The following is a 14,677-nucleotide window of genomic DNA, read 5'->3' as shown; positions in this document are numbered from 1 at the left end:
CCTCTGGCTATAAGGCGCCCACACAGCAAGTGCGCCCTTCGTCTATCGGTTAGGACACCAGATTTTCATTCTGGGAAGAGGGGTTCGACTCCCCTAGGGCGTGCCACTGTGTCGATCTCCTCCCCCAAGAAATATCGCTATTTTCCTCTTTGAGACAGTGCCTTTCCGTCTCAGAAACACTCCCGTTTGCGGCTTTCCGGTCGTCGGATTTTTCTCGCTGTTTTTAACAGGAAAAGCACAAAAATCCTGAGATTGGCGCTTGCGGTATCCAGAGTCGCTGGCTATAAGGCGCCCACACAGCGAGTGCGCCCTTCGTCTATCGGTTAGGACACCAGATTTTCATTCTGGGAAGAGGGGTTCGACTCCCCTAGGGCGTGCCACTGTGTTGAATTTCCCCCCTGGATTTCAAGCTACATCACTACCGCCAGTTCGGGCGCGTGACCGAACGATCCCATTTCCAACGCCTTGCCGGCGTCCGAGAAGCCTATCGTCGTTTTCGCGGAAAAGGCTTAGTATGCGGCATGCGCGGCAATTCTCAGCGCGAAGCGAGCCTAAAGGCGCCCATCGTCTAGCGGTCAGGACGCCGCCCTCTCACGGCGGTAACACGGGTTCGAGTCCCGTTGGGCGTGCCAAGGTCGCGTCGGAGCTTGCGTCAAGGTAACCCAGATTAGTCCTTGCTCAGCTCGGCGCGAACCCGTTGCCACTCTTGCCAACAACGTTCCGGGTCGATGTCGCGGTAGCCTCGCTGCTCATCCATCCGGCAAGCAATGTCTACGGGGACCGCAATTGCCTCGCAGTTGTCCCTGATCTGAATCACTTCTTCCTCAGTCAAAGGGCTTCCTTTGCCGCTCTCCCGGTTCAAAAGCACCGCTACGAGACTGGGCACCGGGTAGATGATCAGATCTTCGTCCTCACTCATACGCTACCTTTCGAACGCCTCCAGTCGTGTCAGCGCAAAGCACCCGTCAAACCGCCCTCGCCGCGTCCGTAACGCGCAATTGCACGCGACGCTGCCCCTGCCAGAGATCCGCCGAGACCGAACCTGCCACGTGAATGGACGCGCCGCGGCTTGCCAGTAGGAATTCGCCGAGCGGCGTTTCCGTAGCCCTGAATGCGATTCCGTCGAGCCGGCTGCCGTCCTGGCCTTCCAGCGTCACCTTGATGTGGTTGGCGCCCACCTGCCGGCTGTCGCGCAGCCGGTGTTGCGGGAAGGCAAAGACAGGTTGAGGGTGTGCCGAACCGTAGGGGCCTGCTTGTTCCAGGAGATCGATAAGCTCCAGTGTCGCGCCGGATGCCGCGAGCGCGCCGTCGACCTTGAGCGTCTGGATGGCGACCAGGTCGCGTACGGCCGCCTCTGCCCGTTCTTCGAAGAATTGCCTGAGCTTGCCGAGTTTCGAGCGCTCGACCGTGAGGCCGGCGGCCATCGCATGACCGCCGCCTTTGACGAGCAGGCCGCCGTCAACCGCAGCGCGGACCATCTTGCCCATGTCGAAGCCGTTGATCGAGCGGCCTGAGCCGGTGCCCCGGCCGTTCGGATCGAAGGCGATGGCGAAGGTCGGCCGGCGGAATTTTTCCTTGATGCGGGCGGCGAGTAGCCCGACGATGCCGGGGTGCCAGTTTTCGCGCGCCGTGACGATGACCGAGGCGCCCTCGCCCGTGCCGTACTCCGCAAGAACCTCGGCCTCGGCCTCGGCCAGCATGGCGCCCTCCATGGCCTGCCGTTCACGGTTGAGTTTATCCAGCTGCGCTGCGATCTTTTCGGCCGCGCCAGCATCTTCCATGGCCAGTAGGCGGCTGCCGAGCGCTGCGTCGCCGATGCGACCGCCGGCGTTGATTCGCGGCCCCACCAGAAATCCCAGGTGATAGGGCGTGACCGGGCCACCGATCGCAGCCTTCCTCAGCAACGCCGAAAGCCCGACATTGCCCATATGCCGCGCCGCGATCAGTCCCTTGACGACATAGGCTCGGTTGAGCCCCTTGAGCGGCACGACGTCGCAGACGGTCGCGAGCGCCACCAGATCGAGCTGCGCCAGCAGATCGAAGGATGCCACGCGGGGGTCGCCGGCACTACGCAGAACGCGCAGCGTGTTGACGAGGACGAGATAGACAACGCCGGCGGCACAGAGATGCCCCTGCCCCGAAAGATCATCCTCCCGGTTTGGATTGACGAGCGCGTGGCAAGCCGGCAGCGCCGAGCCGACCTGATGGTGGTCGATGACGACGACGTCGACGCCACGCTGCGCCGCAACGCCAAGCGCCTCGTGGCTCGTTGAGCCGCAGTCGACGGTCACGATAAGCGCAGCACCGTTGTCGATCAGCTGCTCGATCGCCGCGGGGTTAGGCCCATAGCCCTCGAAAATTCGATCGGGAATGTAAATCTCAGCATCGATGCCGAAATGACGGAGAAACCGGGCCATCAGAGCCGACGAGGCGGCACCGTCGACGTCATAGTCACCGAAGACCACAACCTTTTCGCGCCGCTTGATAGCCTGTTCCAGGCGATCTGATGCTTTTCGGCAATCGGTGAGCGTATCGGGATCCGGCATCAGCGACCGAAGGGTCGGATCGAGGAAGCTTGCCGCATCGTCGAGCACGACGCCGCGGCCGGCAAGCACGCGACCGAGCAGATCGGAGTAGCCGTGAATCTGGCTGATGGCGAGCGCCCGGTTCTGGCCCGCCTGGTCAAGCCGCGACACCCAGCGTTGTCCGCTGACCGACTGCTCGACGCCGAGAAAGGCCCGCTGTACCGGATCCACCAATTCTTCCATGTTCGTCCACCCGCTTGGCGCTTAACTTTTCTTAGCGCATAACCCTGAAAATCGTGACCGTTTTCGGAACGGCATACACAGAGATCCACGTTTGGCGGACGTTCTCGGCACCGCCCGGCCCAAATGCCCGAACAAAAAAGCCTCGCCGGCATTCCTGCATGGCGAGGCTCCAATCTATCGGTGTTTCCCAGCGCCGAACGGCTCGAGGTCGATGCCGCCCTCAGTTCGCCTTCGGGCGTTCGATACGGATGACCTGCGGCTCGCCGACGAGATAGCCTTCGCTCTTGACCGCCTTGATGGCATCGCGAACGGAGTGCTCCGAGGTCGCATGCGTGACCAGAATGATCGTCTGCGGCTCGCCGGTTTCCATCAGCTGCTTGGAGTGCTGCATGATCGATTCCAGCGAGATGCCGTTATCGGCCATGCGGGTGGCGATGCTGGCGAAAACGCCGGTACGGTCGACGACCTTCAGGCGGATGAAGTAGCCGCCCTCGTGGCTCTGGATCTGCGCGCGCTTATAGGGCAGCAACGCATTGGTCGGGCGGCCGAAGGCCGGAACATGCTGGGCGCCGGGACGGCTCTTGGCGATGTCGGCGATGTCCCCAAGCACTGCCGAGGCCGTCGCGTTGCCGCCGGCACCGGGGCCGACCATCAAGAGTTCGCCGAGAATGTCGGATTCGATCGCAACCGCATTGGTCACGCCGTCGACCTGAGCGATGACAGAGTCATAAGGCACCATCGTCGGATGGACGCGCTGCTCGATGCCGCTCTCCGTGCGCTGGGCAACGCCCAGGAGCTTGATGCGATAGCCGAGATCGGCCGCCGCATGGATGTCGTCGATCGAGATGTTGGTGATGCCTTCGAGATAGATGTCGTCGGCAGCGATCGCCGTTCCGAAGGCAAGGCTCGTCAGGATCGAAAGCTTGTGCGCGGTATCGTTGCCTTCGATGTCGAAGGCGGGATCGGCTTCGGCGTAGCCGAGGCGCTGCGCTTCCTTGAGGCAGGCTTCGAAGGAAAGCTCTTCCTTCTCCATCTTCGTCAGGATGTAGTTGCAGGTGCCGTTCATGATGCCGTAGACGCGCGAGATCGTGTTGCCGGTCATGGACTCGCGCAGCGCCTTGATCACCGGGATACCGCCGGCGACAGCCGCTTCGTAGTTCAGAAGCGCGCCCTTTTCCTCGGCGATCTTGGCAAGTTCGATGCCATGGGCAGCAAGCAGCGCCTTGTTGGCGGTCACGACATGAACGCCGCGCTGAAGCGCGGCCTTGACCGCCGAATAGGCCGGATCGCCGGCGCCGCCCATCAGTTCCACGAACACGTCGATGTCGGCGTCACGCGCGAGCGAAACGGCGTCTTCGAACCAGGCGGTCTTCGAAAGGTCGACGCCGCGATCGCGGTTGCGGTCGCGTGCCGTTACGGCCGTGGTCTCGATTGCCCGTCCGCACGTTGTCGCGAGCATCTCGTGACGATCCTGGAGGATTCGCACGAGCGAGGCACCGACGGTACCCAAGCCCGCAATGCCGATTTTGAGGGCATCTGCCATAGCCATTTCCTAACATGTAGAGGGCAAGCCGCGAGGACCGCGGTGCCGGTGTGGAAGGAGGCGCACCTCAAGCACGCCTCCTGACTTATTTCGTTAAGCGGGATGCGGGCGGAAAACCGAATACACTTTTCCTCATCCCGCTCCCATTACCTGTGCGCGTTGAGCGAGATGACGTTGTGCATCGTCTCGTCGGCAGTCGACAGGAATTTCTTGATGTTGCGGGCCGCCTGGCGAATGCGGTGCTCGTTCTCGACGAGAGCGAGACGCACGTAGTCGTCGCCCTGCTCGCCGAAGCCGATGCCCGGGGCAACAGCAACGTCAGCCTTCTCGACCAGGAGCTTGGAGAACTCGAGCGAGCCCAGATGGCGGAACTTCTCGGGGATCTTTGCCCAGGCAAACATCGTCGCTGCCGGCGGTGGCACGTCGAAGCCGGCCTTGCCGAAGCTTTCGACCATGACGTCGCGGCGGCGCTTGTAGACATTGCGCACCTCGGCGATGTCGCTGCCGTCACCATTCAGCGCCTGCGTCGCGGCCACCTGGATCGGCGTGAAGGCGCCGTAGTCAAGGTAGGACTTCACGCGCGTCAACGCCGCGATCAGCCGCTCGTTGCCGACGGCAAAGCCCATGCGCCAGCCCGGCATCGAGAAGGTCTTCGACATCGAGGTGAATTCGACGGTGCAGTCGATCGCGCCCGGCACTTCCAGTACCGACGGCGGCGGCGCGTCGTTGAAGTAGATTTCCGAATAGGCGAGATCAGAAAGCACGATGATGTCGTGCTTCTTCGCAAAGGCGATCACTTCCTTGTAGAAATCGAGGGTCGCGACCTGCGCCGTCGGGTTCGACGGATAGTTGAGGATCAGCGCCAGCGGCTTCGGGATCGAGTGACGCACGGCGCGCTCGAGCGGCGGGAAGAAGGTGTCATCGGGCTCGACCGAGATCGAGCGGATGACGCCGCCTGCCATCAGGAAGCCGAAGGCGTGGATCGGATAGGTGGGGTTCGGGCATAGGATCACGTCGCCTGGTGCTGTGATCGCCTGGGCCATGTTGGCGAAGCCTTCCTTGGAGCCAAGGGTGGCGACGACCTGCGTTTCCGGATTCAGTTTGACGCCGAAGCGACGGGCGTAATAGGCGGCCTGGGCACGGCGCAGCCCGGGAATGCCCTTCGACGACGAATAACGATGCGTGCGCGGGTCCTGAACGACCTCGCAAAGCTTGTCGACAATCGACTGTGGAGTGGGAAGATCCGGATTGCCCATGCCGAGGTCGATGATGTCAGCACCGGCCGCTCGCGCGCTTGCTTTCAAACGGTTGACCTGTTCGAAAACATAGGGCGGCAAACGCCGGACTTTGTGAAACTCTTCCATCTCCAAACCTCGTTTGGCGCACGCTCCCGCCAGCGGCTCAAGCCTTCGCGAAACCGTGCGCTGTGGTGAACGGCCGTCCTTGCGGCCATTGAACGCTTTGCGTCCAAATCACCGGAAAGGCAAGCTCTAATTCTGGATCTGTTTGAGCGTGTCGGCGCCGTGCTGTTCGGCGAGCGTGCGCATTTCCTTAAGCCGACGCTGATATTCCGCTTCCGAGATCGCGCCGGACTTGCGCGCGGCGCCGAGCGACGTCAGGCGTGCCTGCATATCGGTCGCCTCTTCGTTGGTCATCTGTGTCGTCGCTGCCGGCTTCTGGCCGTAGACCGAAGGATAGTTTTCGAAGTTGGCCCCCTGGCTGTTGCAGCCAGCAAGCGTGCCTAGCAGAAGGATCCCGGCAACCCAGGTGATGGAACGCTGTTTTCCGACGGCAAGCATACTGGAGACGACCTCTGTTTTCACGGCGCGACGATGCGCTAGCCCTTGTAATCATTTTCGGGCAGAATGTAAAAATACAAAACAAACAAGATGCTGTGGAGGAAGCCGGGTGACAGCAGAGAGGAATGCGGAAGGCACCGCTGGCAGGGACGGCTTCACGGGATTCGACCCCAAATCCGTCGAACCTTACATCGTAAAGGACCCGGAAAGCCTCGCCGTCAACCTCGCCCGCGCCATGGAGCAACTCGGCAAGGCGGCCTCCGCCTGGCTGGCACCGCGTGAATCGGGGCAGAAGTCGGACGTCTTTTCCGAGCCGGTCACCGACATGGTGAAAACGCTCTCCAAGGTTTCCGAATACTGGCTTTCCGATCCGCGCCGCACGCTCGAGGCGCAGACGCATCTGATGGGCAGCTTCTTCGAGATCTGGTCGCGGACCCTCCATCGCATGTCCGGCGATGTCGAGGCGGCAGAGCCGGCCGCTTTCCAGCGCAACGACAAAAGGTTTACCGACGAAGATTGGGTGAAGAACCCGTTCTTCGACTTTATTCGGCAAGCCTATTTCGTCACCTCGGATTGGGCCGAGCGCATGGTCGAGGACGCCGAGGGGCTCGACGATCACACCAAGCACAAGGCCGCGTTCTACGTCCGGCAAGTTTCAAGCGCGCTCTCGCCCACCAACTTCGTCACCACCAACCCGCAACTCTATCGCGAAACCGTCGCGTCGAACGGCGCCAATCTCGTCAAGGGCATGCAGATGTTCGCCGAGGACGTAGCCGCGGGTCGCGGAGACCTCAAGCTGCGGCAGACGGACACCAGCAAGTTCGCGATCGGCGAGAATATCGCGATCACGCCCGGCAAGGTCATTGCCCAAAGTGATGTCTGCCAAGTGCTGCAGTATGAGGCGACGACCGAGACGGTGCTGAAGCGACCGCTGCTGATCTGCCCGCCGTGGATCAACAAGTTCTATGTGCTCGATCTCAACCCGCAGAAATCCTTCATCAAGTGGGCTGTCGACCAGGGCCACACCGTGTTCGTCATCTCCTGGGTCAACCCGGACGAGCGGCACGCGACCAAGGACTGGGAAGCCTATGCCCGCGAAGGTATCGGCTTTGCGCTCGATATCGTCGAGCAGGCAACAGGGGAACGGGAAGTCGACGCCATCGGTTATTGCGTCGGCGGAACTCTGCTGGCCGCGACGCTGGCCCTGCATGCCGCCGAAGGAGACGATCGCATCCGCTCCGCGACCCTGTTCACGACGCAGGTCGATTTCACCCACGCGGGCGACCTCAAGGTCTTCGTCGATGAAGACCAAATCCGCCAGATCGAACAGAACATGAGCGTGACCGGCTATCTCGACGGCTCGAAGATGGCGACCGCCTTCAACATGCTGCGCGCCTCCGAACTGATCTGGCCCTACTTCGTCAACAACTACCTCAAGGGCCAGGATCCCCTGCCCTTCGATCTGCTCTACTGGAATTCCGATTCGACCCGGATGCCGGCTGCCAACCACTCCTTCTATCTGCGCAATTGCTACCTTGAGAACAAACTCTCGAAGGGCGAGATGATGCTGGCTGGGCGAAAGGTGTCGCTCGGCGACGTGAAGATACCGGTCTACAATCTCGCGACCAAGGAAGACCATATCGCTCCGCCGCGCTCGGTTTTCCTAGGTAGCTCCTCCTTCGGCGGCAAGGTCACCTATGTGCTTTCCGGCTCCGGCCACATTGCCGGCGTCGTCAACCCGCCCGACAAGGGAAAGTACCAGTTCTGGACCGGCGGCGCGCCCAAGGGCGATTTCGACGACTGGTTCAAGGCCGCGAAGGAAACGCCGGGATCCTGGTGGCCGCACTGGCATCAGTGGATCGAAAAGCTCGACAAGAGACGAGTTCCGGCCCGCAAACCCGGTGGGCCGCTGAATTCGCTCGAAGAAGCTCCGGGCTCCTACGTTCGCGCCCGGGCATGAAACAGCTGCAGGAACAATCTTGATCTTCGACCCACCGCTCGCACAGGCAACCCTGGTGCAGCGCTACAAGCGCTTTCTCTTCGATGCGATCCAGCCCGATGGCGCGGCGTTGACCGGATCCTGCCCGAATACCGGTTCGATGCGCGGACTGACGACACCGGGATCGCGTATCTGGATGTCGGAACACGACAGTCCGACGCGGAAGTACCGCCACATGCTCGAAATCGTCGAAGCCGATGGAACGCTGGTGGGAATCAATACCGGCCTGCCGAACCGGCTTGCGGAAGAGGCTATCCGGCTGGGGCTCGTTTCCGATCTGCACACATACCCAGGTTTCGCGCGGGAACAGAAGTATGGCCGGAACTCGCGGATCGACATCCTGCTTAGCGACCCCGAACGCGGCCTTGCCTATGTCGAGGTGAAGAACGTACACTTCAGTCGCACGGCCAATCTCGCAGAATTCCCGGATAGTCCCACGGCTCGTGGCGCAAAACATCTCGACGAACTCGGCGACATGGTCGAGGCCGGTCATCGCGCCATCATGATCTATCTCGTGCAACGTGACGACTGCGACCGCTTGAGAATCTGCCGCGACTTCGATCCCGTCTATGCGCAGACATTCGACCGCGCCATCGCCCGCGGGATCGAAGCCTATGCCGTCAAATGTCAGGTTTCGCCAACGCAAATCCGTCCGAGCGGATTGATGGCAGTGGACGAAGGCGCCCTCGCTGCTCTATGAAATCCGACTTGGAACAAATGAAAGCTTTGGAATGGTGACTTACATCGAGGCAGGGTCTGCCCCCTACAAAAACACCGGCGTTATCCGGCTCTACGGACCGGAAGGTTTTGAGGGCATGCGCAAGGCCTGCCAGGTGACGGCGCGCTGCCTCGACGAACTCGTTTCGCGCGTTCAGCCCGGCATCACGACCGACGAGATCGACCGCTTCGTGTTCGAATTCGGCATGGACAATGGCGCCCTGCCCGCGACGCTGAATTACCGCGGTTACACGAAGTCGTCCTGCACTTCGATCAACCACGTCGTCTGTCACGGAATTCCGAACGACAAGCCGCTGCGCGAAGGCGACATCGTCAACATCGACGTCACCTATGTCGTCGATGGCTGGCATGGCGATTCGAGCCGCATGTACCCGGTCGGCGAGATCAAGCGCGCGGCCGAACGGCTGCTCGATGTCACCCATGAAAGCCTGATGCGCGGCATTGCCGCCGTCCGCCCGGGCGCGCGCACCGGCGCCATCGGCGAGGCGATCCAGACCTATGCCGAAGCGGAACGCTGCTCGGTGGTCCGCGATTTCTGCGGCCACGGCGTCGGCAAGCTCTTCCACGACGCACCGAACATCCTGCATTACGGCCGTGCCAATGAAGGCCCCGAACTGCGCGAGGGCATGATCTTCACCATCGAGCCGATGATCAATCTCGGCCGCCCCCATGTGAAGGTGCTCTCAGACGGTTGGACCGCCGTTACCCGCGACCGGTCGCTGTCGGCACAGTACGAGCACACGGTTGGCGTGACCGCCGATGGGTGCGAGATTTTCACGCTGTCGCCGGCTGGTCTCTTCAAACCCGGCGTCAACACACTCGGCGCCGCATGAAGAAGCGGCCTGTCTCCCCTGACGGCGACGAAGCGCCCTCGGCGGACGAAAGGACGTTTTTCCCACAATTACAATTGGACGCAGGACCGCCGGCCAGGAAGGCGCCGGCGCCCGAGGCACATTACCACGGCCATCGCGACCGGCTGCGGGCGCGCTACCGCGAGCACGGCGACGTTGCCCTGGCGGACTACGAAATCCTGGAAATGCTGCTGTTCCGGCTGATCCCGCGCAAGGATACCAAGCCGATTGCCAAGGCGCTCATCAGCCGTTTTGGCACGCTTGCCGGTGTTTTCGGCGCGCCGATCGCACTGTTGCAGGAGGTGGATGGCATCGGTGAGGCTGTCGCTCTCGACCTCAAGTTGGTTTCCACGATCGGTCACCGCACGCTGAAGAGCGGACTTCGCGAAAAGCAGCTGCTGTCCTCGTGGAGCGCGGTTATCGACTACTGCCATGCGGCAATGGCCTACGAGACCAAGGAACAATTTCGGATCCTGTTCCTCGACAAGCGCAATACGCTGATCGCCGATGAGGTGCAGCAGACGGGCACGATCGACCATACGCCGGTGTACCCGCGTGAAGTGGTGAAACGCGCACTCGAACTTTCCGCCACCGCGATCATCCTCGTCCACAACCATCCATCCGGCGATCCGACCCCGTCGCGCGCCGATATCGACATGACCAAGCTCATCGTCGAGACGGCCAAGCCGCTCGGCATTGCCGTGCACGATCACATTATCATCGGCAAGGATGGCCACGTCAGCCTTAAGGGCCTGCGACTGTTCTGATCGTTCGGGTTCTCATAGCCCATTCCCATGACGAAAGGGCCTATCTAGCGTCCCTGCTTCAGGAACACGGTGCGAGGGCGCGTGGTTCCAACTTGGAAACTCACAATAGCAAGGGCCAACATCTAGAATGGGCCATCCCCGTCTGACGCCGTCGCTGCAGAGCGGGCGTCCTCAACAACCATGTGCACGAACTGCAGCTTGGCCACTGTGGGTTTCGACATCACGAACGGGTAGAAGTCTGGCTGGCCCATGCTACGCGCCAGTTCGTTCAGCACCATAGTCATTTCGACCCAGGAGTTTAGCAGCGAAAGAAAGCCGTCGGCGCTGGCATCGTCGCGCGCATACAATGCGTCGCGTTCGAACGGTTGGATGACAGCCTCAAGATCCTCAGCATCGAGCCCAAATCCGAATGCAGTTCCCAGGCTGTCGATCATGTGCAGATAGTGCGCCCAGGTTTCTGCCCAATCCTCCCAAGGATGTGTGGAAGCATAGGAGCTGATGTATCGATCCGCCCAGTCTGCAGGCGGACCGTTTTCATAGTTCGTCTTCAACGCGGCGGCATAATCGTCGCGCTCATCTCCGAAGAGGGTGCGAAAGCGCTGCAGCCAAGGGCCGCGCAGAACGAGCCGATCCCAATAGTAGTGGCCGACTTCGTGTCGCAAATGCCCCAGGAGCGTGCGATAGGGCTCATGCAGTTCGAGCCGCATCTTCTCCCGCTGGACCGAATCCGCCTCCTCGATGTTGACCGTAATCAAACCATCGGCGTGCCCAGTCAGCACGCGCGGTCCGTTCTCCGGCGAACGCAGAAAATCGAACATCAGACCGTCTCTGTCGTCCGCGTCGAGTTTGGATTTTACAGGCAGGCCGAGCGCCAGCAATTGCGACACGAGCCGCCGCTTCGCCACCTCAAGCAGCCCCCAGTAGCGGGCATTGTCCTCGCAATCGAGGTTCGGAATTGTCCGGTTCAGCCTGCAGGCGATGCAAAGTTCCTCCGGTTCGCTGGCCGTCTGGATCCAGTTGCACTGCGCGGCAGTGTCACGGTTGCTGCAATACTTCAGCAACGGCCGCCCGCCACTCGCTTCCCAAGTGTCCGGCTGCGGGCCGGGCTCAAGCGGCACCAGCGCATCTTCACCGGGCAGGTATCCAAGCGGCGCCTGGCAGCTGTTACAAAACATGTTGCCGAAGAAGACGGGACTGCCGCAGCGGCACACAAAGGTGCGCGAGTACCGCTTGGCCACGTCGCGGTGCTTCCAGTTCGTACCGATCAGGTCACCAAGCGTTTCCAGAAGGCTTGCCACCACATCCTCCGAATTCGGGAATTGGCAATGTCGGCCGGGCCGCTCCGGCCTAAAGCCATTTCGCCCGGCGGAAGAAGCGGTAGAGCGTGCCGCATAGTCCGATGATCACAGCCAGTACGATGAAGTAACCGTAGCGGAACTTCAATTCCGGCATATCATCGAAATTCATGCCGTAAATGCCGGCGATCGCCGTCGGCACCGCCAGGATCGCCGCCCAGGACGCGAGCTTTCGTGAAATCTCCGTCTGTTCGGACTGCCCGATCATCAGGCTCGCCTCAAAGGTGAAAGCAAGAACCTCACGCAGGGCATCGATATCCTCCTGGACACGGCGCACATGGTCCGTAACGTCGCGGAAGAGCGGCTGCAGCGCGGCATCCATGCCCGGAAGATCGACATGTTCGTGCCGACGACAGACGTCGACCAGAGGCACGACCGCATTGCGCAGTCGCAGGAGATTGCGGCGGAGCAGATAGAGACGTTCGATATCGCGCTTGAGCAGGCGTTCCCGCAACAGGCGATCTTCGAGCTCCTCGACCTCTTCGTGGATCGCCTCGATGACTGGCATGTAGTTGTCGACGATGAAATCCAGGATCGAATAGAGAATGTAGTTTTCGCCGTGGGCGAGAGCGGCCGGCGACGATTCACAGCGCTGGCGAACCGCCATGTAAGATGTCGACGCGCCGTGCCTGACGGAGACGACATAGCCTCGCCCGACGAAGAGATGAGTCTCGCCGAAGGCGATTTCGTCGCCGACCATGTGGGCGGTGCGTGYCACGACGAAGATGGAGTCGCCATAGATCTCGAGTTTCGGCCGCTGATGCGCCTTGCAGGCATCCTCGATCGCCAGATCGTGCAGGTCGAACTCCCGTTGAACCTGATGGAGCAGATCCGCATCAGGCTCATGCAGGCCGATCCAGATCACCGTGCCCGGTCGCGACCGCCACATACCGGCATCTTCGATGCGGATATCGCGAACCCTCACGCCGTTCTCGTAGACTGCCGCGGCAACCACACCCGGCCGATGCTCTGGCGGTGCAGCGAGGCCCTCCTCGTCGGGCTGTGGCACGGCTCTGTTCGTAAGCTCCAATCCCATCGTCAGCCTCCCAGGCAAATACGACACCGATGGGCTCGGCATGTCGTAACGAAGCCAAGCATACGCACATTCCCTTATATTCTCATCCGGTTGCTTCGGCTATGAAAACCACTTCATCAAACCGTGGCTTTGACGGTATAGAACCCTGCGAGCGAGAGATTTCGCAATGCACAACGATTCTTCCCTTCAAACGGAAATGCCCATGAACCAGTTCGATCTCATCGTCGTCGGAAGCGGGCCGGCAGGTCGCCGCGGCGCCATCCAGGCTGCCAAACTCGGCAAGAAGGTCCTCGTCATCGAACAGGGCAAACGCGTCGGTGGCGTCTCCGTTCACACGGGCACCATTCCTTCCAAGACCTTGCGTGAGACGGCACTCAACCTTTCCGGCTGGCGCGAGCGCGGCTTCTACGGGCGCGCTTACCGCGTCAAACAGGAGATCAGCGCCGACGATCTGAGGCAACGCCTGATCATCACCCTCAATCACGAGGTCGAGGTTCTCGAGCATCAGTTTGCCCGCAACCGCGTGCAGCAGATGCGCGGCAAGGCGAGGTTCGTTGATCCGACCACGCTCGAGGTCGTCAAGGACGACGGCGAGACCCTGCTCGTCTCCGCCACCAGCATCATGCTTGCCGTCGGGACCAAACCCTTCCGCCCGGACTACATGCCCTTCGACGGCAAGACCGTGCTCGACAGTGACGAACTGCTCGATATCGCCGCGCTGCCGCGCTCGCTCGTGGTCATTGGCGCCGGGGTCGTCGGCATCGAATATGCGACGATCTTTAGCGCGCTCGACACGCACGTAACGGTGATCGATCCCAAGACGACGATGCTCGATTTCATCGACAAGGAGATCGTCGAGGACTTCACCTACCAACTGCGCGACCGCAACATGAAGCTGCACCTCGGGCAGAAGGCCGAGACGGTGGAACGGCTCGACGATGGTAAGGTGCTGCTGACGCTCGACAACGGTCGCAAGATCGTAACCGACATGGTGCTCTTCGCCGCAGGCCGCATGGGCGCGACCGATACGCTCAACCTGCCGGCAGCCGGGCTCGAGGCAGACAGCCGCGGACGCCTCAAGGTCAATCCGGAGACATTCCAGACTTCGGTACCGAACATTTACGCCGCCGGCGACGTGGTCGGCTTCCCGAGCCTTGCCTCGACCTCCATGGAACAGGGCCGCATCGCCGCACGCGTTGCGGTCGGCGCGATCGCCATGGAACCGCAGAAGTATTTCCCCTACGGCATCTATGCCGTTCCGGAAATCTCCACCTGCGGCCTGTCGGAAGAAGAGGTCAAGGAACGCGGCATTCCCTATGAATGCGGCATCGCCCGTTTTCGCGAGACTTCGCGCGGTCACATCATGGGGCTCGATTCCGGCCTGTTGAAGATGATCTTTTCGATGAAGACCCGGCGCCTGCTCGGTGTGCACATCATCGGCGAAGGCGCGACCGAACTGGTTCACATCGGCCAGGCCGTGTTGAACCTCAAGGGCACAGTTGAATATTTCGTCGAGAACACCTTCAACTACCCGACGCTTGCCGAGGCCTACAAGATCGCCGGCCTCGACGCTTGGAACCGCATGGGCGAAATCAAGCAGGAATTGCCGAGAACGTAAGTCGGGAGCAACATATCTGAGCGTTCATCAGACGTTGACAACGGTGGTCGCCGCATTGGTCGGTCCGACAGGTGAGTTGCCGAGAGCGATCCGCCCCGTCACTTTCAGAAGTCTCCGTGCCAGCCTTTCAAGCGGACGCGCAAAGATTGCGCGCGTGCCCACAAGACCAGCGAATCGGGTAGCTTTGCCGCTCCTGATAGAGA

At 61.2% G+C, this 14,677-nt stretch carries 12 protein-coding genes and 3 tRNA genes; 8 read left to right on the top strand and 7 right to left on the bottom strand.

The features are described 5' to 3' along the window. The first annotated feature begins 31 nt into the window (after positions 1–31). The 3 genes from AB4Z53_RS27430 to AB4Z53_RS27420 all read left to right on the top strand — a co-directional run bounded on the left by AB4Z53_RS27430 (position 32) and on the right by AB4Z53_RS27420 (position 632). A tRNA-Glu gene (locus AB4Z53_RS27430) sits at positions 32–106 on the top strand. A gap of 199 nt (positions 107–305) precedes the next feature. After that, positions 306–380, top strand: a tRNA-Glu gene (locus AB4Z53_RS27425). Positions 381–557: 177 nt separating this feature from the next. After that, positions 558–632 (top strand) — tRNA-Glu (locus AB4Z53_RS27420). 35 nt (positions 633–667) lie between these two features. Here AB4Z53_RS27420 and AB4Z53_RS27415 read toward each other — a convergent pair. The 5 genes from AB4Z53_RS27415 to AB4Z53_RS27395 form a co-directional block, all read right to left on the bottom strand. Further along, entirely contained in the window at positions 668–919 is a 252-nt protein-coding gene (locus tag AB4Z53_RS27415) for a hypothetical protein (protein ID WP_291156136.1), read from the bottom strand. A gap of 46 nt (positions 920–965) precedes the next feature. Then, entirely contained in the window at positions 966–2,768 is a 1,803-nt protein-coding gene (gene recJ, locus AB4Z53_RS27410) for a single-stranded-DNA-specific exonuclease RecJ (RefSeq protein ID WP_441598748.1), read from the bottom strand. 220 nt (positions 2,769–2,988) lie between these two features. Then, positions 2,989–4,311, bottom strand: a complete 1,323-nt coding sequence (locus AB4Z53_RS27405) for a homoserine dehydrogenase (protein WP_441598747.1) — start codon at positions 4,309–4,311, stop codon at positions 2,989–2,991. Between the two features lie 146 nt (positions 4,312–4,457). Continuing rightward, positions 4,458–5,675: an LL-diaminopimelate aminotransferase gene (locus AB4Z53_RS27400; protein WP_113537505.1), complete on the bottom strand. Its 1,218-nt coding sequence runs from the start codon at positions 5,673–5,675 to the stop codon at positions 4,458–4,460. Between the two features lie 126 nt (positions 5,676–5,801). Further along, positions 5,802–6,110, bottom strand: coding sequence for an SHOCT domain-containing protein (locus AB4Z53_RS27395; protein WP_113537506.1), 309 nt, complete (start codon positions 6,108–6,110; stop codon positions 5,802–5,804). Between AB4Z53_RS27395 and phaC the strand changes: the two genes are divergently transcribed. Genes phaC through radC form a run of 4 tightly spaced genes read left to right on the top strand, consistent with a single transcriptional unit; the run spans position 6,082 to position 10,465 of the window. Continuing rightward, positions 6,082–8,070 (top strand): poly(3-hydroxyalkanoate) polymerase subunit PhaC, encoded by a 1,989-nt coding sequence (phaC, locus tag AB4Z53_RS27390; RefSeq protein ID WP_441598746.1) that lies wholly within the window; start codon positions 6,082–6,084, stop codon positions 8,068–8,070. The genes AB4Z53_RS27395 and phaC overlap by 29 nt on opposite strands. A gap of 19 nt (positions 8,071–8,089) precedes the next feature. Then, positions 8,090–8,809 carry a DNA/RNA nuclease SfsA gene (gene sfsA / locus AB4Z53_RS27385; protein WP_441598745.1) on the top strand — a complete coding sequence of 240 codons (720 nt, stop codon included), beginning with the start codon at positions 8,090–8,092 and terminating at the stop codon, positions 8,807–8,809. Between the two features lie 31 nt (positions 8,810–8,840). Then, positions 8,841–9,680 (top strand): type I methionyl aminopeptidase, encoded by an 840-nt coding sequence (gene map, locus AB4Z53_RS27380; RefSeq protein WP_441598744.1) that lies wholly within the window; start codon positions 8,841–8,843, stop codon positions 9,678–9,680. Further along, positions 9,677–10,465: a RadC family protein gene (gene radC, locus AB4Z53_RS27375; protein WP_441598743.1), complete on the top strand. Its 789-nt coding sequence runs from the start codon at positions 9,677–9,679 to the stop codon at positions 10,463–10,465. The genes map and radC overlap by 4 nt, the downstream gene beginning before the upstream one ends. A 122-nt stretch (positions 10,466–10,587) precedes the next feature. Here the strand turns inward: radC and AB4Z53_RS27370 are convergent, their stop codons facing one another. Together AB4Z53_RS27370 and AB4Z53_RS27365 are read right to left on the bottom strand one after the other, a co-directional pair. Then, complete coding sequence (locus AB4Z53_RS27370) at positions 10,588–11,763, bottom strand: zinc-binding metallopeptidase family protein (RefSeq protein WP_441598742.1); 1,176 nt, start codon at positions 11,761–11,763, stop codon at positions 10,588–10,590. A 49-nt stretch (positions 11,764–11,812) separates the two neighbouring features. After that, a complete protein-coding gene (locus AB4Z53_RS27365) occupies positions 11,813–12,856 on the bottom strand; it encodes a magnesium and cobalt transport protein CorA (RefSeq protein WP_441598741.1) in 1,044 nt (347 codons plus the stop codon). Between the two features lie 202 nt (positions 12,857–13,058). Here AB4Z53_RS27365 and sthA point away from each other — a divergent pair, with 202 nt between their 5' ends. Continuing rightward, positions 13,059–14,474 carry a Si-specific NAD(P)(+) transhydrogenase gene (gene sthA, locus AB4Z53_RS27360; RefSeq protein WP_291156114.1) on the top strand — a complete coding sequence of 472 codons (1,416 nt, stop codon included), beginning with the start codon at positions 13,059–13,061 and terminating at the stop codon, positions 14,472–14,474. The last annotated feature ends 203 nt before the right edge of the window (positions 14,475–14,677 follow it).

Origin of the sequence: Ensifer sp. 2TAB8, from assembly GCF_052115125.1 — a bacterium.
Classification (GTDB): domain Bacteria; phylum Pseudomonadota; class Alphaproteobacteria; order Rhizobiales; family Rhizobiaceae; genus Ensifer.
This window is presented reverse-complemented; position numbering and strand designations above follow the sequence as displayed.